The sequence below is a fragment of the Pseudomonas sp. Leaf15 genome (assembly GCF_001421425.1).
In the GTDB taxonomy this organism is placed as follows: domain Bacteria; phylum Pseudomonadota; class Gammaproteobacteria; order Pseudomonadales; family Pseudomonadaceae; genus Aquipseudomonas; species Aquipseudomonas salomonii.
Map to the genome: position 1 here is coordinate 62,681 of NZ_LMKI01000009.1, position 23,969 is coordinate 86,649.

Below are 23,969 nucleotides of genomic sequence, written 5' to 3' on the forward strand. Positions count from 1 at the left end.
CGTTGTTCGTTGCAACGCTACTGGGGTGGTCAGGTACGGCGGTTGTTTCAGGCTAATCGGGTGTTGGTTTAAATCTGCAAGCTAAGTCGCGTCAGCCAGACCTGCGGCTCCTGGCCAAAGCCGGTTGGCGTGTGCAAATTGCGTTGGTAATCGACGTCGAGCTGCACGTTCTTCCAGCTCAGGTTGAGCCCGGCACTCGCGCCACTCAGGCGTTGGCCTGGGGCGCCGTGTTCGCGCTTGACCCAACCGTTGTCCAGGCCCAGGCGCGGGGTGATTTTTACCGGCAGGTCGCTGTTGAGCGGCAGGCGCAAGGTGTTGCGCCACACCGCACCGATGGCGCCCGAGGCACTGTTTTCGCGGTAGCCACGCACAGCCGAATCATCGGTGCCCAGCAGTTGTTCGATGGCGGGCAAGCGGTCCGGGCTGTATTGCGCAGACAGCTGGCTCTGCCACTGCCAGGGTTGCGTGCGCCATTGGCCGTTGCGCCATTGAGTGAGGTTGGCGCGGTACTTGTGGAACTGCGCCTGGGGCAGGTTGTTCTGCACTTGGTCAGCATCACGATCAGCGCCGAACCAGGTCAGGCCCTGGGCGTAATTGACGTCCAGGTTCCACACCGCGCTGTTGAGCCAGAACAGATTCAAACCGGCCTCGGCCACGCTCAGCGTTGGGCTCTGAATGCCCAAACGGACCTTTTGCAGGTAACTGTCGACGTCCTTGTAGGCCAGTTGCAGGTTGGCGCTGAGTTGATGGCCCTGGTCGCGCCACAGCACGCGGTCGGTGCGCAGGCTGACCTGATCGGTACGGCCGCTGTTGTACAGCGTGGTGCTGCTGACCTTGAGCGGTGAGCGGTATTCGGCATGGCTGGCGAACAGGCTGTAGGTCCAGTAGCCGTAGGGAATCGAATAAAACAGGCTGTTGCTGCGGCTGTAACGCGGGCCATGGTTGAGCGTGTCGCTGAAGCTCAGGTTAAGTGAATCGTTGAGTTGCAGCGGGCTGTCCAGGCTCAGGCTGATGGCGTTGCGATCACGGCCGGTGCCGGCGCTGCCAAGGTTATCCACACCCAGGCCCAGCCCCCAACGTGAGGCGGTGCTGCGCGAACGCAGGATGATGCGCGAGGCGCCAGGCTCACTGCCGGGGGCGATATCGGCGGTGAGGTCCACCGAGCGCAGGCGGTTGAGCTGATCCAGGCCTTGCTCCAGGTCGCGCAGGTTCAGTGGCTTGCCGAGCAGCCCGGGGAAGGCGCCGGCCAGCGACACGGGCAGGCTTTGGTCGGCCAGTTCGATGGCTTCGAGGTAGCCTTCTTCGACGTGAATATCCAGTGGTTGCCCGGCCGCCGGGCTGCTGATCAGGTACGGGCGGCTGGCGATATAACCGGCCTCGACGTACAGGCGGGTGATCTCGGCCAGCAGGCGGTTGATCTGGGTGACGCCCATGCATGGGGCGACATACGGCTCGATGTGTTTATTCAACTCGGCCCTGCTGAACAGCGTGACACCGGCCAGGCGTGTGCCGCTTAGCGGCCAGCAGCGTGCATCTTTGACGTTGTCTGCCGGCACAGAGGGGGCGGTCGTTGGTGTGCCGAAGCTGCCTTTCTGCAGTTGGCGCTGGCGTTGCTCCAACTGTATTTGCTGCAGGTCGCGCTGCTGTTGTTGCTGCAAGCGCAGGGCTTCCTGGCCTGGCTGTAAGCCGTCGGCGGCGGCGGCGGGCAGCGCGCACACGCAGAGCAGGGCGATGCCCAATGGGTGGAGATGGCACAAGCGTTTGAGTGAGGGCAGGTTCGGCACTCGACATCCTTAACGTAGAAATACACACGATTCATGCCCCGGAGCCCAAACCGTGAGCTCGGGGACTTGCCGCTCTTGAGTCATGTTTAAACGGATTGTTACATCGCCTGTAGGATTTATTACATAAACGTGATGAATTACACGTAATTCAGCAAGCAAATGCACAAAATTAGTGCGTCAACGGGTTTTTAGGCCTTGAAACCGTGTTTTATGGGGAAGTGGTGCGCTCGGGTGGTTTTGATTGTTACAGCGCAAACGCTTAATCAATGCGTTTAGAGAGGGTGCGATCTTGGGGTATGCCGTGCGGTTAAGGCATTTACGGTCAAAGGTGGGAGCGCACTGTGACGAATGAAACCGGGCAGTCACGATCAGGTTAAAAAGTCATAAAAGGACACGGAAAATCAGGCAAAGTCCTTGAAAATCCTGAGATTGTCCGACAATCCAATGCATGAAAAAACCTTCATAAACGCCCCGCTCGAACGTTGGTAGTTTCCCCAGCGCTGCCCAATAATTCGAGTCCTAATAATGAATAACAAAACTCTTAAAAGCGCCTTGGCGCTCTCCATTTCGCTCGCCTCCACACAGCTGTTTGCCGGTGGCTTCGCCCTCAACGAGCAAAGTGTCAGCTCAATGGGTACAGGCTACGCCGGGCGTTCTTCCTCGGCGGATGACGCCAGCACGGTGTTCGGTAACCCGGCCGGCATGTCGCGCATCAAGCACAATGAAGTCAGCATCGGCGCGACCTACCTGGATGCCAAAACCAACATCAAGGACGCCAGCTCTTCTCAAGGAGGTGTCGACAACCCCGGTACCAACAAAGGCGACATGGTCCCCGGCATTGCCGTGCCGATGGGTTACCTTGTGACGCCGATTGATGAGCACTGGGCCTTTGGCCTTGGGATCTACGCGCCGTTTGGCCTGGTGACCGACTATGAACACAGCTTCCAGGGCAATGGTTTTGGTAACAAGAGCAAGATTCAGGTCATCACCGCGCAGCCGACGGTCAGCTATGCGTTCAACGATAAGGTCTCGGTAGGTTTCGGCCCGACCTTCAACAAAATCAGCGGCGAGCTGGACTCCAAAGTCCCGGCGTTCGGCTTGGGCACCGAGACGGCCAAGATCAAGGGTGACGACACCGCGATGGGCTTCAACGCCGGTATCCTGGTGCAGGCCCTGGACAGCACCCGCGTCGGCGTCACTTACCACTCGCAAGTGGTCTATCACCTGAGCGGCCATACCAACGCCTCGGGCGTGCTCTCCGATGTGCTCGATGGCGGGGCGCAGAAGTATGACGCCAAGCTGAACGTCACCACGCCGTCGTCCGTGGACTTCTCGGTCACCCACCAACTGACCGACGCCCTGACCCTCTACGTGGGCAGCACCTACACGCGCTGGAGCCAGTTGAAGAAGATCACGGTCAATAACGCCGGCGTATCTGACATTACCGCCGAGCTGGCCGGCCTGGGTTCCATTACCGAAGAGCAGCATTGGCATGACACCTGGTCCCACGCGATAGGCCTCTCGTACCAGCTCAACAAGCAGCTGGTGCTGCGTACCGGTTTCTCGGTGGACCAGACGCCAACCAACAACACCGACCGTTCGGTGCGCATTCCGACCGGCGACCGCACCGTCTTCAGCCTGGGTGCCGGTTGGACGCCCGTCGACAACCTGACCTTTGACGTGGCCTATTCCTACCTGAAGGAAGAGCCGATCAAGGTGCGCGACAACAATCCTCAGCTGGCGCTCACTTACGACGCCAAGTATGAAAACAGCGCCAATGGGTTCGGCGGTTCGGTCACTTACCGCTTCTAACCTGCGCCATCACGCAAAGAGCCAGTTTTTTGGCATGGCTCTTTGCCAGTTATTTCGGCTTGCGGGCTGTCAATCACGCTGTGTCTTGGTTAGATTGAAGGCTAATCAGCTTTTAAGACATGGACTGTCATGACTACGCTAACGCCGATCATCGCGACCAATCCCCTCATTCTTCGCGCCGCCACGACCTCACCGCCGGCAGCGCTTGCGAACACCCTCGACGTCTCACCGGCCCGGCCGTCTTCCGTGGTCAGCCTCGGAAATCCAGTGGCCGACGTTATCGATCTCTATTCCAAAAACGGGCAGCTCCCCGGCCGCGAAACCGTATGGGCCTGGGAAAACGATAATCAGGACGCAGTCACCCAGGCGATCAGCCAACGCTTCGGTTCAATCTCCACGGCCAGCCGTTACAGCGGCCTCGGTGCTGCGTTGGTGGATCAGTTCACCGGGGGCGGCGGGGCGGGGATTTCACAATCGGTGCTCAACACCACGGCAGAGCGTGCCGGTGATACGGGCGGGATCAAGGCCGACCAGGCGGTGTTGCACAGCAAGGCCGACAACCAAATCAGCCTCAGCATCAAGACCGCCAGCGGTAAGACGGTGACGTTCAGCCTGTTCAGTCAGAAAGACGGCTTGGGCGTGCAGGCCACCGTCGACGGCGGCGATTTGACCGCGGATGAACTCAAAGCCGTCGGCCAATTGGGGACGGCGTTCCAGGCTTCGGTCGATGGGTTGACCGCCGTACCGCCGAAACTCGACCTGAGCAAACTGACCCAGTTCGACACCAGCGTGTTGGCGTCGGTGGACCTCAACGCCAAAGTCAAAACCCAGGGGGGCGAGGACATGAGCCTGGCGTTCCACGCCGACAGCCAAAGCCGCACCACACGTATGAGTGGCCCGGCCGGCGACGTCGACCTGTCTGTGGACCTGAAAAACCGCGCAAACCTGGGTGACGCCAAACAGCAGGCCAATGCGATGAAAACCTACCTCGCCCAGTTCGACCGGGTGCAACAGCGCGGTAGTGCCAATGCTGATTTGATGGCGATGTTCAAGGATGCGTTCAGCGCCATGAACAGCAACTATCCCCAAGGCGCTGGCGCAACGAATGCATTGAGCAACAACCCGACCGACAAAGGTTTGCTGACAGGGCTGGCGGACTTCAAGGCTTCGATCAAGCAGGCCGTCGGTGCGTCCAACGCAATGCGTCCTACGGAAGTCGACAGCTTCTCCTACACCGTGTCGCAGAAGACCCAGGTCAATGGCCGCAGCAGCGCGGACCGCAGCGTGACCCAGAACCAGCAGTCGGTGCTGTCGGCAAACTTCCACAAAAGCCTCAGCGGTGGCGAGCCACCGGTGTTGGATGGCACCCGCGAATCGCAGAACTACCTGTATATGCAAGTGCAGGACAAGGCCAGCAGCACCGCGAGCTTCTCCTATAAGGATGGCCAACTGGCGAGTGCTTCTGTGTCGCAGTCGGCGGTGCAGAACACCCGGACCCAGAAGTACGAGATGGCCCAGTTGGTGTCAGACACGGTGGTGCCGAAAGAAGGCTCGTCCAAACGCGACTACCTGGCGTTGCTGGAGCACGCAGCCCAGGAGGTTAAAAAGTCCAAGGACGCGCTGGAGCAATCAACCTTGAAGGACGCCCTGGCGGCCATGCAGGATTCGGTGCTGCTAAAGGACTATCCCGCTGTACTGATGCGCTGAGGTTGCGCGCCATGAAAGCGGGAAGGCTCATCACGGGGCCTTCCCGTTTTTTTTGCCCGACAGGCGTGCGCCTGGAGGCCAGATTAGGCTTTTGAATCGATTCGATATTCTGTAGCCTTGCGCAGCTTTCCCCGTGCTTGATGAACACAATCACTTCGTCCGGCGGCGCCCGAAGGGCTCCAGAGCCGGTGGTACACTCGACTTTCGCGCTTACTGCGCTTGCAGGTCTTGCGAACATGACGCAAATTTCCGAACGCCTACTGGTTCAAGCCCACCTCGACGCCAAGCAGCCCAAGGCGCTGAGTGCCGATGAAGAGGCGAGCCTGCGCAGCGCCATCGCCGCCGAGCTCAAGGCTCAGGACGCGGTGCTGGTTGCCCACTTCTATTGCGACCCGGTGATTCAGGCCCTGGCCGAAGAAACCGGTGGCTGCGTGTCCGACTCCCTGGAAATGGCCCGCTTCGGCGCGGCCCACCCGGCCAAGACGGTATTGGTCGCCGGTGTACGTTTCATGGGCGAGACCGCCAAAATCCTTACTCCCGAAAAACGCATCCTCATGCCCACCCTGGAAGCCACGTGCTCCCTGGACCTGGGCTGCCCGGTGGATGAGTTCTCGGCGTTCTGCGACCAGCACCCCGAGCGCACGGTGGTGGTGTACGCCAACACTTCGGCGGCGGTCAAAGCCCGTGCCGACTGGGTGGTTACCTCCAGCTGTGCGCTGGAAATCGTCGAAAGCCTGATGGACAACGGCGAGACGATTATCTGGGGCCCGGACAAGCACCTGGGCACTTACATTCAGCGCCAGACCGGCGCAGACATGTTGTTGTGGGACGGCGCGTGCATCGTCCACGAAGAGTTCAAGTCCAAGCAACTCGAAGACATGAAGGCGCTGTACCCGGACGCCGCGATCCTGGTGCACCCGGAATCGCCGACGGCAGTGATTGAACTGGCGGACGCGGTGGGCTCCACCAGCCAACTGATTGCCGCAGCGCAGCGCTTGCCGAACAAGACCTTCATCGTGGCCACCGACCGCGGCATCTTCTACAAGATGCAGCAGCTGTGCCCGGACAAAGTCTTCGTTGAGGCACCGACCGCCGGCAACGGCGCGGCCTGCCGCAGTTGCGCGCACTGCCCGTGGATGGCGATGAATACGCTGGAGCGCACGCTGCAGTGTTTGCGTGAGGGCAGTAATGAGATCTTCGTTGAGCCCTCGGTGATCCCGCATGCCGTGCGCCCGCTCAAACGCATGCTGGACTTTACCCAGGCTGCGCGCCTCAAACTGGCTGGCAACGCCTGATCCAAGGCGCACCCGGTCAAAAATGTGGGAGCGGGCTTGCTCGCGAATGCGGTGTGTCAGTCGATACATCTGGTGACTGAACCAGCGCATTCGCGAGCAAGCCCGCTCCCACATTAGGATATCCACTCTTTCAGTGGTTACTTCTTCTGCTTCGGAATCTGCACCAACTGCGTATCCGAGTAGATGTCATGCCAGCTGCGCTTGCGCTTATCAAACACCGACCAGACAAACCCCAGCCCCACGCACAACCACGACGCAATCGCCACCACAAACCGCAGCAGCGCCTGCCACAGGCTGATGCGCGAGCCGTCGGCGTTCTGCACACGTACGCCCCACACTTGCATACCCAGCGTCTGCCCGGAATGGGTCCAGAACTTGGCGAAAAAACCAAACAGCACAAAAAACAGAATCGTCGACAGCAGCGGGTCGCCGTCCAGCGCGCCGGACTCGGTGAGCGTGCGCATCCTGGCTTCGCCGATAAACGCCATCCACACCAGCTTGTAGATAAACGCGGTGACGATCAGCAGCGCGGTGCACAACAGGAAGTCATAGAACATCGCTGCCAGACGACGGCCCAGGCCAACGGCGGGGAACTCGCCCTGGGGGCTCAACAAAGGTTTGGGCATGGCCGTCTCTCTTGAGAAAAAAGCCATTTTACGAGCAAACGCACATAAAAAAGCCCCTGATGTCACCATCAGGGGCTTTTTGTCGCAGTAAGGATCAGCCTTCTGCTTGTACTTCGTCAGCCTGCATGCCTTTCTGGCCTTGCACGGCAAGGAAGGTGACTTTCTGGCCTTCTTTGAGGCTCTTGAAGCCGTTGCCCTGAATAGCGCGGAAATGCACGAACAGATCCGGACCGCTTTCTGGAGTGATAAAACCAAACCCTTTCTCGTCGTTAAACCACTTGACGGTACCGCTCTGACGATCAGCCATTTTCTTCTTTCCTTTGACGCTAAAAATTAATGACAGCCCCTTTCACATGAAAGAGTACTGGGCTGGGTTGCAGGAAAGTAAGAGACGTCGAACGGGTTGTAGCAAACTTATAGCTACTGCCCAGGTCCAGGTTCCAAGCGACCCATGCAAACACAGTGGCTAAACTCTACGTCAACTAATACAGAAAAAACAAGCCCCGAAAAAAGCCCAGGTTTTGCTCGGCCATATGACACTTCGTTGACTTAAAGCGGATCCCACATATTCGATAGTGTTGCTCACTTGTTATAGGTGGGCGCCTATTAAAATGTCTATCGTCAATGCACTGTTTTATGGCGGTTGCGTTACAAATTAGTGCGCGTTAACGCAACCGCGTTACTTATAGGAACAGTCAATCAACCACGGTAGTAACGTTGCGGTACAAATGGCATTTTACTTACACGTAGTGGCACCTTTTTCCCACGTACCAACGCAGACACTTCGGTGTCCAGTGCCACAAATGCGCTGTCCAGGTAACCCATGGCCAATGGGCCGCCCAAGGTCGGGCCAAAGCCGCCGCTGCACACGCTGCCGATCACCGTGCCATGCTCATCGACGATGTCTGCACCTTCACGCACCGGGGTGCGTTCCTGTGGCAGCAGGCCCACGCGCTTGCGGCTTACACCGGCTTGCTGCTGGGTGAAGATGCGGTCGGCGCCAGGGAAGCCGCCGGCACGTGCGCCATCGGCACGCCGGGCCTTGGAGATCGCCCACAGCAGGCTGGCTTCAATCGGCGTGGTCTCGGTGTTCATGTCATGCCCGTAGAGGCACAGGCCGGCTTCCAGGCGCAGGGAATCGCGGGCGCCCAGGCCAATGGCTTGAACTTCGGTTTCGGCCAGCAGGCTGCGCGCCAGGCTCTCGGCATTGGCCGCCGGTACGGAGATCTCAAAACCGTCTTCGCCGGTGTAACCCGAGCGGCTCACGTAGCACTCCACGCCCAGCAGGCGCAGGGTGGCGAACTGCATGAAGGTCATCCTGGCCACTTCAGGCGCCAGGCGTGCCAGCACTTTCACCGCTGCCGGGCCTTGCAGGGCCAGCAGGGCGCGCTCTTCGAACAGCGGCTCGATGCTGCACTGCTCGCCAATGTGTTTGCGCAGGTGGGCCAGGTCCTGGTCCTTGCAAGCTGCGTTGACCACCAGGAACAGTTCGTCGTTGCCCAGGTTGGCCACCATCAGGTCGTCGAGGATGCCGCCCTGATCATTGGTGAACATGGCGTAGCGCTGCATGCCCACGGGCAGGTCAATGATGTCGACCGGCACCAGGGTTTCCAGGGCCTTGGCGGCGTTGGCGCCGGTCAGGCGGATCTGGCCCATGTGGGACACGTCGAACAGCCCGGCTTGATCACGGGTGTGCAGGTGTTCCTTCATCACACCCAGCGAATATTGCACCGGCATGTCGTAGCCGGCGAAGGGCACCATGCGTGCGCCCAACTCGATGTGCAGGGCGTGCAATGGGGTTTTCAACAGGGTTTCGGTGGACATGTTCAGCTCCTGAAAAACGTGCGGACGCGCTTGTAGGCGTCAGCACTCGATAATGTTGACGGCCAAACCGCCACGGGCGGTTTCCTTGTATTTGCTTTTCATATCGGCGCCGGTCTGGCGCATGGTGCGGATGACCTTGTCGAGTGACACGAAGTGTTGCCCGTCGCCACGCAAAGCCATGCGCACCGCATTGATCGCCTTGACCGAGCCCATGGCATTGCGCTCGATGCACGGCACCTGCACCAGCCCGCCAATCGGGTCGCAGGTCAGGCCGAGGTTGTGTTCCATGCCGATCTCGGCGGCGTTTTCCACTTGGGACACGCTGCCGCCCAATACTTCGCACAAAGCACCGGCAGCCATGGAACAGGCCACGCCGACCTCGCCCTGGCAGCCGACTTCGGCGCCGGAAATAGAGGCGTTTTCCTTGTACAAAATCCCGATGGCGGCGGCGGTGAGCAGAAAGCGCACCACGCCGTCCTCGTTCGCGCCCGGGATAAAGCGCATGTAGTAATGCAACACCGCCGGCACAATCCCGGCCGCACCGTTGGTAGGCGCGGTGACCACGCGCCCGCCGTTGGCGTTTTCTTCATTGACCGCCAGCGCATACAGGTTGACCCAGTCGAGCACCGACAACGGGTCACGCAGCGCCGATTCGGGGTTCTTGCACAGCTGCCGATGCAGCGCAGCCGCACGGCGCTTGACCTTCAAGCCGCCGGGCAAGATGCCTTCGTTGCGACACCCGGCATCCACGCAGTCCTGCATCACCTGCCAGATGTTCAGCAAACCGGCGCGAGTTTCCGCCTCCGGGCGCCAGGCGCTTTCATTGGTCAGCATCACCTGGCTGATGGACAGCCCGTAAGTGGCGCAATGGCCGAGCAAATCCTTGGCGTGCTTGAAAGGGAAGGTCAGCGGCGTGGTGTCTTCGACGATCCGGTCAGCGCCGGCGGCGTCTTCATCCACCACAAACCCGCCACCGACCGAGTAATACTCGCGGCTGCGGATCTGGATGCCGGCGGCGTCGAAGGCGCGAAAAATCATGCCATTGGGATGGTAGGCGAGAGGCTTGCGAATCATCGCCAGGTGTTCTTTCTCGTTGAACGCAATGCTGTGTTCGCCGAGCAGGTTCAAGCGACCGTCACTGCGCATTTGCGCAAGGCGTGCGGCGACGGTTTCGGTATTCACGGTGTCCGGGTGTTCGCCTTCCAGGCCCAGCAACACGGCCTTGTCGCTGCCGTGGCCTTTGCCGGTGGCGCCCAGTGAGCCATAGAGTTCCACCTTGATGCCGCTGGTGGTGTTCAGCAGGTTGTCACGTTTGAGGCCTTCGACGAATCGAGCCGCCGCACGCATCGGGCCGACGGTGTGGGAGCTGGAGGGGCCGATGCCAATCTTGAACAGGTCGAACACGCTAAGGGACATGGTTGTTCTCCGGTTTCTTATTATTTTTGAAGGCTGGCTCGGTCAATGTAGCAACCGGGCTTGTGTGGGAGCTGGCTTGCCTGCGATAGCATCACCCTGGTCTACCTGATAGACCGAGGTGCCTGCATCGCAGGCAAGCCAGCTCCCACACAAGCCAGCTCCCACATTGACCGAGTTCAGTCAGGTTACGCGTAGCTCTCGATCGACGGGCACGCACACACCAGGTTGCGGTCGCCAAACACGTTGTCAACCCGGCCAACCGGCGGCCAGTACTTGCCTTCGATCAACGACGCCACCGGGTACACCGCCTGTTCACGGCTGTACGGGTGGCTCCATTCACCGACGATTTCAGCCGCCGTGTGCGGGGCGTTTTTCAGTGGGTTGTCGTCCTTGTCCAAGGTGCCGTTTTCCACTGCGCGGATTTCCTCGCGGATGGCGATCATGGCGTCACAGAAGCGGTCCAGTTCTTCCCTGGATTCGCTTTCGGTCGGCTCGATCATCAAGGTGCCCGCCACCGGGAACGACATGGTCGGCGCATGGAAGCCGAAGTCGATCAGGCGCTTGGCCACGTCATCCACGCTGATGCCGCTGCTGTCTTTCAATGGGCGCAGGTCCAGGATGCATTCGTGCGCCACCAGGCCATTGCTGCCGGTGTAGAGCACGGGGTAATGCTCTTCGAGGCGACGGGAAATGTAGTTGGCGTTCAGGATCGCCAACTGCGAAGCGCGCTTGAGGCCCGCGCCGCCCATCATGCTGATGTACATCCAGGTGATCGGCAGAATGCTCGCGCTGCCAAATGGCGCCGCGCACACCGCGCCTTCCTTGCGCTCCATGGCCGCGTGGCCTGGCAGGAATGGCGTGAGGTGGGATTTAACCCCAATCGGGCCAACGCCCGGGCCGCCACCGCCGTGCGGGATGCAGAAGGTTTTGTGCAGGTTCAGGTGGGACACGTCGCCACCGAACTTGCCCGGTGCGCACAGGCCGACCATCGCGTTCATGTTGGCGCCGTCGATGTACACCTGGCCGCCGTTGTCATGAATGATGCCGCAGATTTCGCGGATGCCTTCTTCGAACACGCCGTGGGTGGACGGGTAGGTGATCATCAGCGCGGCGAGGTGCTCGCGGTGCTCGATGGCCTTGGCACGCAAGTCTTCGATGTCAACGTTGCCGCGTGCATCGCAGGCGGTGACCACCACGCGCATACCGGCCATGTTGGCGGTCGCAGGGTTGGTGCCGTGGGCCGACGACGGGATCAGGCAGATGTCGCGGCGTTCTTCGCCACGGCTCTGGTGGTAAGCTCGAATGGCCAAGAGGCCTGCGTATTCACCTTGGGAACCGGCGTTCGGTTGCAGCGAGATCGCGTCGTAACCGGTGGCCGCGCAGAGCATGGCTTCCAGGTCAGAGGTCAGCTCCAGGTAGCCGGCACTTTGTGCGGCCGGGGCGAACGGGTGCAGGGCACCGAATTCGGCCCAGGTGACCGGGATCATTTCGCTGGCGGCGTTGAGTTTCATGGTGCACGAGCCCAGCGGGATCATGGTGCGGTCCAGCGCCAGGTCCTTGTCGGCCAGCTTGCGCAGGTAGCGCATCAGCTCGGTTTCGGAGTGGTAACGGTTGAACACCGGATGGCTGAGGATCGGCGACTGGCGCAGCAGCGCGGCAGGCAGGGTGCTTTCAGTCGCAGCAAAGGCGGGCAGCGCCTTGCCGTCGGCGAAGATCGCCCACAAGGCTTCGATATCGGCCTGGGTGGTGGTTTCGTCGACCGACAGGCCAACGCGCTCGGCATCCACCACGCGCAGGTTGATGCGCTGGGCGCGGGCCTTGTCGTGCAGGGCGGCGGTGTTGGCGCCCGTGTTGAGGGTGATCGTGTCGAAGAAGTTTGCCTGCTCAACCTTAAGGCCCAGAGCGGTCAAGCCTTTGGCCAGGATCGCGGTCAGCTGGTGAATGCGCCGGGCGATCCGGGTCAGGCCTTCAGGGCCGTGGTACACGGCGTACATGCTGGCGATGTTGGCCAACAGGACCTGCGCGGTGCAGATGTTGCTGGTGGCTTTCTCGCGACGGATATGCTGCTCGCGGGTCTGCATGGCCAGGCGCAGGGCCGGCTTGCCGAAACGGTCGACCGACACACCGACCAGACGGCCGGGCATATCGCGCTTGAACGCATCCTTGGTGGAGAAGTACGCCGCGTGCGGGCCACCAAAGCCCAGCGGCACGCCGAAGCGTTGCGCGCTGCCGATGGCCACGTCGGCACCGAACTCACCCGGCGGGGTTAGCAGGGTCAGGGCCAGCAGGTCGGCGGCGACCGCGACCAAGGCATTGGCAGCGTGGAAACGCTCGGTCAGTTCGCGGTAATCAAACACGTCACCGTTGCTGGCCGGGTATTGCAGCAGAGCGCCGAAAAACGCGCTGACGTCGGTCAGCTCGCGTTCATCGCCCACCACCACGTCGATGCCCAACGGCTCGGCACGGGTGCGCAGTACGTCGAGGGTCTGTGGGTGGCTATGCACGGAGGCGAAGAAAGCGTTGCTGCCCTTGTTCTTGCTCAGGCGCTTGCAGAAGGTCATGGCTTCGGCGGCAGCGGTGGCTTCGTCGAGCAAGGAGGCGTTGGCAATCGGCAGGCCGGTGAGGTCGCTGATCAGGGTCTGGAAATTCAACAGCGCTTCCAGGCGGCCTTGGGAAATCTCGGGTTGATACGGGGTGTAGGCGGTGTACCAGGCCGGGTTTTCCAGCAGGTTGCGCAGGATCGGCGACGGCGTGTGGCAGTTGTAGTAGCCCTGGCCGATGTAAGTCTTGAACAGCTGGTTCTTGGCGGCGATGGCCTTGATCTTGGCCAGGGCCTGGGCTTCGCTCAGGCCGTCTTCCAGGCCGAGTACGCTGGTGCCCTTGATGCTTTCCGGGATCACGCTGGCGCTGAGGGCTTCTAGGGAATCAAAACCCAGGCTTGCGAGCATGTGCTGCTCATCTTCCTGGCGCGGGCCGATGTGGCGGGCGATGAATTCGTTGGCGGTGCTGAGATTGATGGTCATGGTGCGCTCCTCAGGCTTCAGCGTTGGCTTTGATCAGGCGGTCGTACGCATCCTGATCCAGCAGTTTAGCTACCGCCTCGGCGTCGGCCGGTTTAAAGCGGAAGAACCAGCCTTCGCCCATCGGGTCTTCGTTGACCAGTTCCGGGCTGTCGCTGAGTGCGTCGTTCACTTCCAGCACTTCACCGGTCAGCGGCATGTACACGCCGCTGGCGGCTTTTACCGATTCCACGGTGGAGGCTTCGGCGCCCTTGTCGTAAGCCTGCAACTCCGGCAGTTGCACGAAAACCACATCACCCAGCGCGTTCTGCGCGAAAGCGGTGATACCCACGGTGACGCTGCCATCGGCTTCGGCGCGCAGCCATTCGTGATCTTCTGTGAAACGCAACTCGCTCATGGAAACTCCTCAGGGCCAGATTCGTCTGGTGGACGGGATTGGAATAATGGGGAGTTGCTTAGCAATATTGCGGCCAATGTTATTAAGTCGTTATAAATCAATTACTTAACTATTTTGGTTATGAGGATATGATTTTCAGCTGTAGCGATTTCGCTACACTTGAGCACAGCAAAAAAAGCCTATGTGGATCAAAGCCTTGCATGGCGCGTAAAAAACAGGGTTGTAGCGATATCGTTACGCTGTAGCGCTTTCAGTACAGCGGATGTCGTTCTCAGACCCAAACTTGGATGCCTTCCATGTGGGAGCGGGCTTGTGTGGGAGCTGGCTTGCCTGCGATAGCATCACCTTGGTCTACCTGACAGACCGAGGTGCCTGCATCGCAGGCAAGCCAGCTCCCACACAAGCCCCACATTTTGATCTCTACATTTTCAGGTTTTGTTTGGAATGCCGTACTTGCGCAAGCGATGGGCAATTGCCGTATGGGATGTCTGCAAGCGGCTCGCCAGTTGGCGGGTCGAGGGGTAACTGGCGTAGAGGGTTTCCAGCAGGTTGCGCTCGAAGTCTTCCACCGCTTGTTCCAGGCTGTCGACTTCGCCGTCGCTCTGGCGGGCGACCGAGGTGCCGGCGATGTCCAGATCGCCAATGTCCACCAAGGTACTTTCGCAGATGGCGGCGGCGCGGAAGATCACGTTTTGCAACTGGCGCACATTACCCGGCCAGCGGTTGCCCAGCAGCGCCGGGTAAGTGCCGGGCGCCAGGCGGCATACCGGGCGCTGGATCTGCGCGCAGGCCTGCTGCATGAAGTAGCGGGCCAGCAGCAGAATGTCCTGGCCGCGCTCGCGCAGTGGCGGCACTTCGACGTTGAGCACATTAAGGCGGTAAAACAGGTCTTCGCGGAACGTGCCCTCGCTGACCATTTTTTCCAGGTCGCGATGGGTGGCGCTGAGGATGCGCACATTGACCTTCACTTCACGGTCGCCACCCACCCGTCGAAAGCTGCCGTCATTCAGAAACCGCAGCAGCTTGGCCTGCAAATACGGCGACATCTCGCCAATTTCATCAAGGAACACCGTGCCCTGATTGGCCAACTCCATCAGCCCCGGCTTGCCGCCACGCTGCGCGCCGGTAAAGGCGCCAGGCGCATAACCGAACAACTCACTTTCGGCCAGGTTCTCCGGCAACGCCGCACAGTTCAAGGCCAAAAACGGTGCACTGTGGCGCGCGCTGATGGCATGGCAGGCGCGCGCGACCAGCTCTTTGCCGGTGCCGGTTTCGCCCTGGATCAACAGCGGCGCATCCAGCGCCGCCACGCGTTGCGCCCGCGCCTTGAGGGTGCGAATCACCGGCGACTCGCCCAGCAATGCATCAAACCCTTCGGCATGGTCGTGATGCAGCGCCGACAGTTGCTCACCGATGCGATTGGGTTGATACAGGGTCAGCAGGGCGCCGGCGTCGGTGATCGGCGTGGCGTCGAGCAAAAAGGTCTGGCCGTTGACGCTGATCTCGCGCAACGGTAAACGAAAGCCCTGTTCGAGCAAAGTCTCCAGCAGCGCCGGGTCGTTGAACAACGCGCTGATGCTTTCACCCGCCGGTTCGCGGCCATACAGCGCGATCAGCGCCGGGTTGGCCAGCAGGATCTTGCCCGCGCTGTCCAGGGCCAGTACCGGGTCGGTCATGGCCGCGAGCAACGCGTCGAGTTGCAGGTGGCGGCGTTGGCCGGGAAGGATATCCACTACGGTGACCGCCTGTACGCCGTGCACGCTGAACAGCGCATCGCGCAGCTCTTCGAGCACCTCCGCGCTCAGGGTCGGCGCGTCGATGTACACGTTGGGCGGCACCATCTCCACCGCATCCAGGTTGAGATTGCGCCCACCGAGCAAGGCCAGGACTTCCTGGGTAATGCCGACGCGGTCGATGAAGCTGACGTGGATACGCATGGGGTGGCGACAAATCTGCAGAGCGAGAGGCCGCAATTATGCCTTGGAGCGGATGGAGATCAAAATGTGGGAGCGGGCTTGCTCGCGAATGCGGTGTGTCAGTCTCTTAATTTATCGACTGAAAGACCGCATTCGCGAGCAAGCCCGCTCCCACATTGATGGTGTTGTCTCAGTGCAAACTTGTTATTCCAGGTGTTCGGGCTTGACCGGATCGCCGGACTTCACATCCAGCTGATGCCTTACATCCTCAAACATCAAGTCGTACTGCTTGTGCATCTGGCCGTTAAGCGTCGCCACCTTCGGCATCCCGTATTTCTGCGCGATGTTCATCGCATGCCGGGCAAAGTCGAAGGCCTGGTCTTTGGGTAAAAAGAACTCCTCCTTGAGGTCCTTGCCCTGCACTGAGCCGTGCAGCTTGAAGAGCATTCCCTTGCCTTCCTTTGGATCCTGGCTGACCTCGTAGTCGATGCACAGGTTGTAGCTGTAGTCCTCCTTGTTGAGCGCGTGACGTTCGATGTGCAGGTGACCGGGTTCAAAGGTGGCCATAGGCGTTTCTCCTCTACTTCACAGGTAGGTGATGCCAGGTTTTGCCGTGCTGATACGCGTGCCGGCGCTGCCCTGGACGATGGCTTCGATGTCCGAGAGTGAACCGATGACGGCAGTTTTGCCAGTCTGGCGGGCGAACTCGCAGGCGGCTTGCACCTTCGGCCCCATGGAGCCGGCGGCGAAGCCGAGCTTCTCCATGTCGTCGGGATGGGCCTGGCCGATGGCCTTCTGGGTTGGATTGCCGAAGTCGATAAAAGCCGCATTCACATCGGTGGCGATCACCAGCAAATCGGCGTCCAGTTGCGAGGCCAGCAAGGATGAGCACAGGTCTTTGTCGATCACCGCTTCAATGCCGCGCAGCTTGCCGTCCTCGCCATACATGGTCGGGATGCCGCCGCCACCGGCGCAAATCACAATGGCGCGTTTTTCCAGCAGCCACTTGATCGGGCGGATTTCAAAGATGCGTTTGGGGCGTGGGCTGGCCACTACGCGACGGTATTTATCGCCATCGGGGGCGATGGCCCAGCCTTTTTCAGCGGCGAGTTTTTCGGCTTCGGCCTTGGAGTACACCGGGCCAATGGGCTTGGTCGGGTTCTGGAAAGCCGGGTCCTTGGCGTCGACTTCCACTTGGGTGAGCAAGGTGGCGAACGGTACTTCGAAGTCCAGCAGGTTGCCCAGTTCCTGTTCGATGATGTAGCCGATCATGCCTTCGGTTTCGGCGCCGAGCACGTCCAGCGGGTACGGCGAAACCTGGGTGTAGGCCGCCGCCTGCAACGACAGCAGGCCGACTTGCGGGCCATTGCCGTGGGCGATCACCAGCTCATTGCCGGGGTGGATCTTGGCGATCTGTTCGGTGGCGATGCGGATATTGGCGCGTTGGTTGTCCGCCGTCATGGGTTCACCACGGCGGAGCAGGGCGTTGCCGCCCAGGGCTACGACGATGCGCATAATGCATTCCTTTTAGAAGGATCGTTCCCACGCTCTGCGTGGGAATGCCTCACTGGACGCTCTGCGTCCGCTCTTGTGACGCAGAGCGTCACTGGCTGCATTCCCACGCAGAGCGTGGGAACGATCAGGGTGGGGTTAGATATCCGCCAGCGCCGACACCAGAATCGCCTTGATGGTATGCATGCGGTTTTCCGCCTGCTCAAACGCGATGTTGGCCGGCGACTCGAACACTTCCTCGGTCACTTCCACGCCATTGGCCAGGTTCGGATAACGCGCGGCGATGTCCTTGCCCACCTTGGTCTCGCTGTTATGGAACGCCGGCAGGCAGTGCATGAACTTCACGCGCGGGTTGCCCGAGGCTTTCATCATCTTGGCGTTGACCTGGTACGGCAGCAGTTGCTCGATACGCTCATCCCACGCTTCCACCGGCTCACCCATCGACACCCAGATATCGGTGTGGATGAAGTCCACGCCTTTGACGGCTTCTTTCGGGTCTTCGGTGATGGTGATGCGTGCGCCGCTTTCTTCGGCAAAGGCCTGGCACTGCTTGATGAAATCTTCATGCGGCCACAGCGCTTTCGGCGCGCCGATGCGCACGTCCATGCCCAGTTTGGCGCCGATCATCAGCAACGAATTGCCCATGTTGTAGCGCGCGTCGCCCAGGTACGCGTAGCTGATGTCATGCAGCGGCTTGTCGCTGTGCTCGCGCATGGTCAGGGTGTCGGCGATCATTTGGGTCGGGTGGAATTCAGCGGTCAGGCCGTTGAACACCGGCACACCGGCGAACTTGGCCAGCTCTTCAACGATTTCCTGCTCAAAGCCACGGTACTCGATGGCATCGAACATGCGGCCCAGGACGCGGGCGGTATCTTTCATGCTTTCCTTGTGGCCGATCTGCGACGACACCGGGTCAATGTAGGTGACGTGGGCGCCCTGGTCATGGGCCGCCACTTCGAACGCGCAACGGGTGCGAGTCGAGGTTTTTTCGAAGATCAGCGCGATGTTTTTGCCTTGCAGGTGCGGCCGCTCGGTGCCGGTGTACTTGGCGCGTTTGAGGTCGCGGGACAGGTCCAGCAGGTAGTTCAGCTCGCGGGTAGTGTGGTGCATCAGCGACAGCAGGCTGCGGTTGCGCATATTAAAAGCCATGATGGATCTCCTTAGGTTTCGGTTATCCCCCTGGCCGCTGCTGGATAAGCAGCGGCCAGGGCCAAAAAATCAATAGTCGATGGGGTCGCGGATGATCGGGCAGGTCATGCAGTGGCCACCGCCACGGCCGCGGCCCAGTTCACCGGCGCTGATGGTGATGACTTCCACACCGGCCTTGCGCAGCAGGGTGTTGGTGTAGGTGTTGCGGTCGTAACCAATCACCACGCCAGGCTCCACGGCCACCACGTTGTTGCCGTCATCCCATTGCTCGCGCTCGGCGGCGAAGCTGTTGCCGCCGGTCTCGACCACACGCAGTGCCTTGAGGTTGAGGGCTGCGGCCACGGTTTCGAGGAAGTTGGTTTTCTCCCGCTGGATGTCGATGCCGTGCGGCTTGCTTTCATCCGGACGCAGGGTGAAGGGCACGATCTGGTTGACCACTTCGGGGAAGATGGTCACCAGGTCGCGGTCGCAGAAGCTGAACACGGTGTCCAGGTGCATCGCCGCACGGGACTTCGGCAGGCCGGCGACGATCACGCGCTCCACGGCTTTGTTCTTGAACAGGTTGCGCGCCAGTTGGCCAATCGCCTGGTGCGAAGAACGCTCGCCCATGCCGATCAACACCACGCCATTGCCAATCGGCATCACGTCGCCGCCTTCCAGCGTGGCGGCGCCGTGTTCCTGGTCGGGGTCGCCGTACCAGATCTGGAAGTCGGCGTTGGTGAACTCGGGGTGGAATTTATAGATGGCGCTGGCCAACAGGGTTTCCTGACGTCGCGCCGGCCAGTACATCGGGTTGAGCGTCACACCGCCGTAGATCCAGCAGGTGGTGTCGCGGGTGAACTGAGTGTTGGGCAGCGGCGGCAGGATGAAGCTTGAGTGGCCGAGGAAGTCGCGGAACATCTCGATGGTTCGGCCACCGAAGCTGCTCGGCAGGTCATCGGCCGACACGCCGCCAATCAGGAACTCGCTGATTTTGCGCGGCTCCAGGCTGCGCAGCCACGAGCCGACTTCATCGACCAGGCCCAGGCCAACGGTGTTGGCGGTGATCTTGCGCTCCAGGATCCAGTCCAGCGCTTCTGGGATGGCGACGATATCGGTCAGCAGGTTGTGCATTTCCAGCACATCAATCTCCCGCTCGCGCATCTTGGTCACGAAGTCGAAGTGGTCGCGTTTGGCCTGGGCCACCCACAACACATCATCGAACAGCAGTTCGTCGCAGTTGTTGGGGGTCAGCCGTTGGTGGGCCAAACCTGGGGAGCACACCATGACTTTGCGCAGTTTGCCGGCTTCGGAATGTACGCCGTACTTCACTTTTTCCGTGGTCATTACAGATCCTCCAGTCAGAATTACAGAGTCAGGAAGCCGTCGTAGAGGCCATAGGCAGCCACCAGGGCGCCAATGACGACTGCGGCAAAAATCAGCTTCTCGACGTGGGTGAAAATCGGTTTGCCCAGTTCATGCTTGGCCTTGGCGAACAGGATCGCGCCGGGGGCATAGAGCAGGGCGGACAGCAGCAGGTATTTGGTGCCACCGGCGTAGAGCAGCCAGACCGCGTAGATCAGGGCAATGGCGCCGATGAAAAGGTCTTTCCTGCGCTCGCGCAGGGCGTTTTCGTAGGTCTCGCCGCGCACCGCCAGCAGCAGCGCGTAGGCCGCCGACCACAGGTAAGGCACCAGGATCATCGAGGTGGCGAGGTAGATCAGTGACAGGTAAGTGCTGGCCGAGAACAGCGTGATCACCAGGAAAACCTGAACCATCGCATTGGTCAGCCACAGGGCATTGACCGGCACATGGTTGGCGTTTTCCTTACGCAGGAACTCCGGCATGGTGTGGTCCTTGGCGGCGGCGAACATGATCTCCGCACACAGCAGCACCCACGACAACAGCGCACCCAGCAGCGAGATGATCAAGCCGACGCTGATCAACACCGCGCCCCAGTGGCCCACCACATGCTCCAGCACGGCAGCCATCGAAGGGTTCTGCAGTTTGGCCAGTTCCGGTTGGGTCATGATGCCCAGGGACAGCACGTTCACCAGCATCAGAAACAACAGCACGGTGATAAAACCGATCACGGTGGCCTTGCCGACGTCGCTGCGTTTTTCTGCACGGGACGAGAAGATGCTCGCGCCTTCGATGCCGATAAACACCCACACGGTGACCAGCATCATGTTGCGCACCTGGTTCATCACGCTGCCCAGGTCGGGGTTTTTCACGCCCCAGATGTCAGCGGTGAAGATGTCCAGCTTGAACGCGAACAGCGCGATCAACACAAACAGCACCAGCGGCACTACCTTGGCGACGGTGGTCACCAGGTTGATGAAGGCTGCTTCCTTGATGCCGCGCAGTACCAGGAAATGCACGGCCCACAGCAGCACTGACGCGCCAATCACGGCAGCAGGCGTGTTGCCTTCGCCGAAGATGGGGAAGAAGTAACCAAGGGTGCTGAACAGCAACACGAAGTAACCGACGTTGCCCAGCCAGGCGCTGATCCAGTAACCCCAGGCCGATGAGAAACCCATGTAGTCGCCGAACCCGGCCTTGGCGTAGGCGTACACGCCGCCGTCGAGGTCAGGCTTGCGGTTGGCCAGGGTCTGGAACACGAAAGCGAGGGTGAGCATGCCGATGGCGGTAATGACCCAGCCGATCAACACCGCGCCGACATCGGCGCTGGCGGCCATGTTTTGCGGGAGTGAGAAGATCCCGCCGCCAATCATTGAGCCCACGACCAGCGCAACCAGGGCGCCGAGTCGAAGTTTTCCGGGAGTGTCAGACATTGCATGACTCCAATGCAGGAGAAGAGAGACCACAGAATAATTCCGTGCGCTAATCAAACAGCTGACTCAGATCACTTCATTGGCACATTCCATTGTGAATTAATGACTTAAGGGTAAAATCCCGAGGCAATAGTTTCCCCCGCAAAGGCGCTGTCCAGAGCGGCTCCTGCGTTTTTATTAATCATTTAGTTCGAGGTGTGGACGTTTGACCCTAGCCCGTTTTGTCGAATGTGAAAACTTTTCTCAATTAAGTGCCTAAGCCAGCACAAACTGGCAAAGTGCCTGCTCTATTTAAATTCTAAATAAGCCTAAACTTTATAAACTGTCATGCCATTGCGTTATGAGCGTGACGGTTTTATCGCGGTCTTTAATAAACGCTACACTCGCTGAGTTAATTAGTTGAGTGCGCGCGTGTTCTCTCAAACTATTTTATTTCAGGAGTTTTCATGTCCCAACCGGCCGAGAAACTACGTCTCAGCGCGTTGATTGCCCTGGTGGTGGGTTCGATGATCGGCGGCGGGATTTTCTCTTTGCCGCAGAACATGGCCGCACGCGCCGAAGTGGGCGCGGTGCTGATCGGCTGGGCCATCACCGCCGTCGGCATGCTCACCCTGGCGTTTGTGTTCCAGACCCTGGCCAATCGCAAACCCGAACTGGATTCCGGCGTGTACGCCTACGCCAAGGCCGGGTTCGGTGACTACATGGGGTTTTCGTCGGCCTGGGGTTATTGGATCAGTGCGTGGATGGGCAACGTCGGTTACTTCGTGTTGCTGTTCAGCACCCTCGGCTACTTTTTCCCGGTGTTCGGCCAGGGCAATACGCCGGTCGCCATCGGCTGTGCCTCGCTGCTGCTGTGGGCGGTGCATTTTCTGGTGCTGCGTGGCATCAAGGAGGCGGCGTTCATCAACCAGATCACTACGGTGGCGAAGATCGTGCCGTTGCTGATGTTTATCGTGATCGCCGCCGTGGCGTTCAAGGCGGATATTTTTACCCGCGATATCTGGGGCCTGGGCAACCCGCAATTTGGCAGCGTGGTCGATCAGGTACGCAACATGATGCTGGTCACTGTGTTCGTGTTTATCGGCATCGAGGGCGCCAGCGTGTACTCGGCGCGCGCCGAGAAGCGCTCGGACGTGGGCCGCGCCACCGTGATCGGCTTTCTCGGTGTGCTGGCACTGCTGGTGCTGGTGAATGTGCTGTCCCTGGGCATCATGAGCCAGCCGGAGCTGGCGCAATTGCAAAACCCTTCACTGGCAGGTGTGCTGGAGCATATCGTCGGGCCGTGGGGCGCGATGGCGATCAGCATCGGCTTGGCCGTGTCGCTGCTCGGCGCCTTGCTCTCATGGGCGCTGCTGTGTGCGGAAATCCTCTACGCCACTGCCCATGACAAGACCATGCCGGCGTTCCTGAAAAAGGAAAACCCCAACCGGGTGCCGGTCAACGCGCTGTGGCTGACCAACCTGATGATCCAGGTGTTCCTGGTGATCACGCTGTTTTCTCACAGCACCTACACCACCCTGATTTACCTGGCCTCGTCGATGATCCTGGTGCCGTACCTGTGGTCGGCGGCGTATGCGGTGCTCTTGAGCGGGCGCGGAGAAACCTATGCCGGTGCCCAGCGCCAGCGTTATAAGGATTTGCTGGTCGGCCTGATTGCCCTCGGCTATGCCGTCTGGCTGCTGTACGCAGGTGGCTTGAAGTACCTGCTGCTCTCGGCATTGTTGTATGCGCCTGGCGTGATCCTGTTTGCCCTGGCCAAGCGCGAACAGGGCCAGCCCTTGTTTACGCACATGGAAAAAGGCATTTTCAGCTGCGTGATCGCGGGCGCGGGGCTGGCGGCTTATGGGCTGTATAGCGGGGTGTTGTCGTTGTGAGATTGGCGTATGAGCCGCCCTATGACTGGGCGGCAATGCTGGGTTTTTTATCGGCGCGGGCCATCACCGGGTTGGAGACCGTGGAGGCCGGCGTGTATCGGCGCAGCATCAGCATTGGCGGGCAACACGGCTGCATCAGCGTGGCGCCGGGCGCGGGGGATTGGCTGGAAGTGGGCGTTGAGTTTCCCGACACGGCGGCGCTGCCCGAGATCGAGCGGCGCCTGCGGGCGATGTTCGATCTGGATGCCCAGCCTGGGGTGATCAATGCGCAACTGGCCACCGACCCGTTGATGGCGCAGCTGGTGGCTGCGCGCCCCGGCCTGCGTGTGCCGGGGACGTGGGACGGTTCGGAGCTGGCGATTCGTGCGGTGCTGGGCCAGCAGATCACGGTAGTCGCAGCCATTCGCCTGGCGGGTAAATTGGTGGCGCAGTATGGCCAGCCGCTGCAAACGCCCCATACCGGAATCACCCATGTGTTTCCTGCTCCTGAAGCCTTGGCGGCGGCGGACCTGGCGACCTTGGGCATGCCCAAGGCGCGGGGCCGTACCTTGTCGGGTGTGGCTCAGGCGTTGCTGGATGATCCAAAGGTGTTTGAACCCAAGGCCAGCCTCAAGGACGGCGTAGCGCGCCTGGTAGCCTTGCCGGGAATCGGCGACTGGACCGCGCAGTACATCGCCATGCGTCAGTTGCGTGAGCCGGATGCGTTTGCGTCGGGGGATATTGGCTTGATCAATGCGCTGGCGGCGCTGGAAGGCGGGCCGGTGTCGGCGCGGCAGTTGTTGGCCAGGGCTGAGGCGTGGCGGCCTTTAAGGGCGTATGCGGCGCAGCATTTGTGGACGTCGTTGAGCAGAATGGATTGATGA

Annotated in this window: 18 protein-coding genes; 5 read left to right on the top strand and 13 right to left on the bottom strand. The window is 60.4% G+C overall.

The genetic code is table 11. From position 1 onward, the window contains the following. Positions 1 to 68: 68 nt before the first annotated feature. Positions 69 to 1,784 (bottom strand): ShlB/FhaC/HecB family hemolysin secretion/activation protein, encoded by a 1,716-nt coding sequence (locus tag ASE80_RS08870; RefSeq protein WP_056858581.1) that lies wholly within the window; start codon positions 1,782 to 1,784, stop codon positions 69 to 71. 525 nt (positions 1,785 to 2,309) lie between these two features. On the opposite strand from ASE80_RS08870, the gene ASE80_RS08875 reads away from it, so the two are divergent. The 3 genes from ASE80_RS08875 (at position 2,310) to nadA (ending at position 6,598) form a co-directional block, all read left to right on the top strand. After that, the gene (locus ASE80_RS08875; RefSeq protein ID WP_056858582.1) at positions 2,310 to 3,596 is read left to right on the top strand and encodes an OmpP1/FadL family transporter; all 1,287 of its coding nucleotides are present in this window, start codon (positions 2,310 to 2,312) and stop codon (positions 3,594 to 3,596) included. A 267-nt stretch (positions 3,597 to 3,863) separates the two neighbouring features. Next, complete coding sequence (locus ASE80_RS08880; protein WP_056858583.1) at positions 3,864 to 5,303, top strand: hypothetical protein; 1,440 nt, start codon at positions 3,864 to 3,866, stop codon at positions 5,301 to 5,303. 236 nt (positions 5,304 to 5,539) lie between these two features. Beyond that, positions 5,540 to 6,598: a quinolinate synthase NadA gene (nadA, locus tag ASE80_RS08885; protein ID WP_056858584.1), complete on the top strand. Its 1,059-nt coding sequence runs from the start codon at positions 5,540 to 5,542 to the stop codon at positions 6,596 to 6,598. Between the two features lie 137 nt (positions 6,599 to 6,735). On the opposite strand, the gene ASE80_RS08890 is transcribed toward nadA, so the two are convergent. The 12 genes from ASE80_RS08890 to arcD (ASE80_RS08945) all read right to left on the bottom strand — a co-directional run bounded on the left by ASE80_RS08890 (position 6,736) and on the right by arcD (ASE80_RS08945) (position 21,232). Beyond that, positions 6,736 to 7,224 carry an RDD family protein gene (locus tag ASE80_RS08890; protein ID WP_056858585.1) on the bottom strand — a complete coding sequence of 163 codons (489 nt, stop codon included), beginning with the start codon at positions 7,222 to 7,224 and terminating at the stop codon, positions 6,736 to 6,738. 94 nt (positions 7,225 to 7,318) lie between these two features. Then, complete coding sequence (locus ASE80_RS08895) at positions 7,319 to 7,531, bottom strand: cold-shock protein (RefSeq protein WP_056858586.1); 213 nt, start codon at positions 7,529 to 7,531, stop codon at positions 7,319 to 7,321. Positions 7,532 to 7,923: 392 nt separating this feature from the next. After that, a complete protein-coding gene (gene gcvT, locus ASE80_RS08900) occupies positions 7,924 to 9,048 on the bottom strand; it encodes a glycine cleavage system aminomethyltransferase GcvT (RefSeq protein ID WP_056858587.1) in 1,125 nt (374 codons plus the stop codon). A 39-nt stretch (positions 9,049 to 9,087) separates the two neighbouring features. Beyond that, positions 9,088 to 10,464 carry an L-serine ammonia-lyase gene (locus ASE80_RS08905; RefSeq protein WP_056858588.1) on the bottom strand — a complete coding sequence of 459 codons (1,377 nt, stop codon included), beginning with the start codon at positions 10,462 to 10,464 and terminating at the stop codon, positions 9,088 to 9,090. Between the two features lie 185 nt (positions 10,465 to 10,649). Beyond that, complete coding sequence (gene gcvP, locus ASE80_RS08910; RefSeq protein WP_056858589.1) at positions 10,650 to 13,487, bottom strand: aminomethyl-transferring glycine dehydrogenase; 2,838 nt, start codon at positions 13,485 to 13,487, stop codon at positions 10,650 to 10,652. Between the two features lie 10 nt (positions 13,488 to 13,497). Beyond that, positions 13,498 to 13,881, bottom strand: coding sequence for a glycine cleavage system protein GcvH (gene gcvH, locus ASE80_RS08915; protein WP_056858590.1), 384 nt, complete (start codon positions 13,879 to 13,881; stop codon positions 13,498 to 13,500). 428 nt (positions 13,882 to 14,309) lie between these two features. Then, positions 14,310 to 15,818, bottom strand: coding sequence for a sigma-54-dependent transcriptional regulator (locus ASE80_RS08920; RefSeq protein ID WP_056858591.1), 1,509 nt, complete (start codon positions 15,816 to 15,818; stop codon positions 14,310 to 14,312). A 183-nt stretch (positions 15,819 to 16,001) separates the two neighbouring features. After that, positions 16,002 to 16,364 (bottom strand): DUF5064 family protein, encoded by a 363-nt coding sequence (locus tag ASE80_RS08925; RefSeq protein WP_056858592.1) that lies wholly within the window; start codon positions 16,362 to 16,364, stop codon positions 16,002 to 16,004. Between the two features lie 18 nt (positions 16,365 to 16,382). Then, entirely contained in the window at positions 16,383 to 17,312 is a 930-nt protein-coding gene (gene arcC, locus ASE80_RS08930) for a carbamate kinase (RefSeq protein ID WP_056858593.1), read from the bottom strand. Positions 17,313 to 17,447: 135 nt separating this feature from the next. Beyond that, positions 17,448 to 18,458, bottom strand: coding sequence for an ornithine carbamoyltransferase (locus ASE80_RS08935; RefSeq protein WP_015885593.1), 1,011 nt, complete (start codon positions 18,456 to 18,458; stop codon positions 17,448 to 17,450). Between the two features lie 69 nt (positions 18,459 to 18,527). After that, positions 18,528 to 19,784, bottom strand: a complete 1,257-nt coding sequence (arcA, locus tag ASE80_RS08940; protein ID WP_056858594.1) for an arginine deiminase — start codon at positions 19,782 to 19,784, stop codon at positions 18,528 to 18,530. Between the two features lie 20 nt (positions 19,785 to 19,804). Further along, positions 19,805 to 21,232, bottom strand: coding sequence for an arginine-ornithine antiporter (gene arcD, locus ASE80_RS08945; RefSeq protein WP_056858595.1), 1,428 nt, complete (start codon positions 21,230 to 21,232; stop codon positions 19,805 to 19,807). A 446-nt stretch (positions 21,233 to 21,678) separates the two neighbouring features. Here arcD (ASE80_RS08945) and arcD (ASE80_RS08950) point away from each other — a divergent pair, with 446 nt between their 5' ends. Further along, entirely contained in the window at positions 21,679 to 23,106 is a 1,428-nt protein-coding gene (arcD, locus tag ASE80_RS08950; protein ID WP_056858596.1) for an arginine-ornithine antiporter, read from the top strand. Further along, positions 23,103 to 23,966, top strand: coding sequence for a DNA-3-methyladenine glycosylase family protein (locus tag ASE80_RS08955; protein WP_056858597.1), 864 nt, complete (start codon positions 23,103 to 23,105; stop codon positions 23,964 to 23,966). The genes arcD (ASE80_RS08950) and ASE80_RS08955 overlap by 4 nt, the downstream gene beginning before the upstream one ends. Positions 23,967 to 23,969: the final 3 nt, after the last annotated feature.

What these genes read in the sequence shown, in the direction of transcription:
- ASE80_RS08875 (WP_056858582.1), top strand. Translation starts at nt 2,310, where the DNA reads ATGAATAACAAAACTCTTAAAAGCGCCTTGGCGCTCTCCATTTCGCTC.
- nadA (WP_056858584.1), top strand. Translation starts at nt 5,540, where the DNA reads ATGACGCAAATTTCCGAACGCCTACTGGTTCAAGCCCACCTCGACGCC.
- ASE80_RS08890 (WP_056858585.1), bottom strand. Translation starts at nt 7,224, where the DNA reads ATGCCCAAACCTTTGTTGAGCCCCCAGGGCGAGTTCCCCGCCGTTGGC.
- ASE80_RS08895 (WP_056858586.1), bottom strand. Translation starts at nt 7,531, where the DNA reads ATGGCTGATCGTCAGAGCGGTACCGTCAAGTGGTTTAACGACGAGAAA.
- gcvT (WP_056858587.1), bottom strand. Translation starts at nt 9,048, where the DNA reads ATGTCCACCGAAACCCTGTTGAAAACCCCATTGCACGCCCTGCACATC.
- ASE80_RS08905 (WP_056858588.1), bottom strand. Translation starts at nt 10,464, where the DNA reads ATGTCCCTTAGCGTGTTCGACCTGTTCAAGATTGGCATCGGCCCCTCC.
- gcvP (WP_056858589.1), bottom strand. Translation starts at nt 13,487, where the DNA reads ATGACCATCAATCTCAGCACCGCCAACGAATTCATCGCCCGCCACATC.
- gcvH (WP_056858590.1), bottom strand. Translation starts at nt 13,881, where the DNA reads ATGAGCGAGTTGCGTTTCACAGAAGATCACGAATGGCTGCGCGCCGAA.
- ASE80_RS08920 (WP_056858591.1), bottom strand. Translation starts at nt 15,818, where the DNA reads ATGCGTATCCACGTCAGCTTCATCGACCGCGTCGGCATTACCCAGGAA.
- ASE80_RS08925 (WP_056858592.1), bottom strand. Translation starts at nt 16,364, where the DNA reads ATGGCCACCTTTGAACCCGGTCACCTGCACATCGAACGTCACGCGCTC.
- arcC (WP_056858593.1), bottom strand. Translation starts at nt 17,312, where the DNA reads ATGCGCATCGTCGTAGCCCTGGGCGGCAACGCCCTGCTCCGCCGTGGT.
- ASE80_RS08935 (WP_015885593.1), bottom strand. Translation starts at nt 18,458, where the DNA reads ATGGCTTTTAATATGCGCAACCGCAGCCTGCTGTCGCTGATGCACCAC.
- arcA (WP_056858594.1), bottom strand. Translation starts at nt 19,784, where the DNA reads ATGACCACGGAAAAAGTGAAGTACGGCGTACATTCCGAAGCCGGCAAA.
- arcD (WP_056858595.1), bottom strand. Translation starts at nt 21,232, where the DNA reads ATGTCTGACACTCCCGGAAAACTTCGACTCGGCGCCCTGGTTGCGCTG.
- arcD (WP_056858596.1), top strand. Translation starts at nt 21,679, where the DNA reads ATGTCCCAACCGGCCGAGAAACTACGTCTCAGCGCGTTGATTGCCCTG.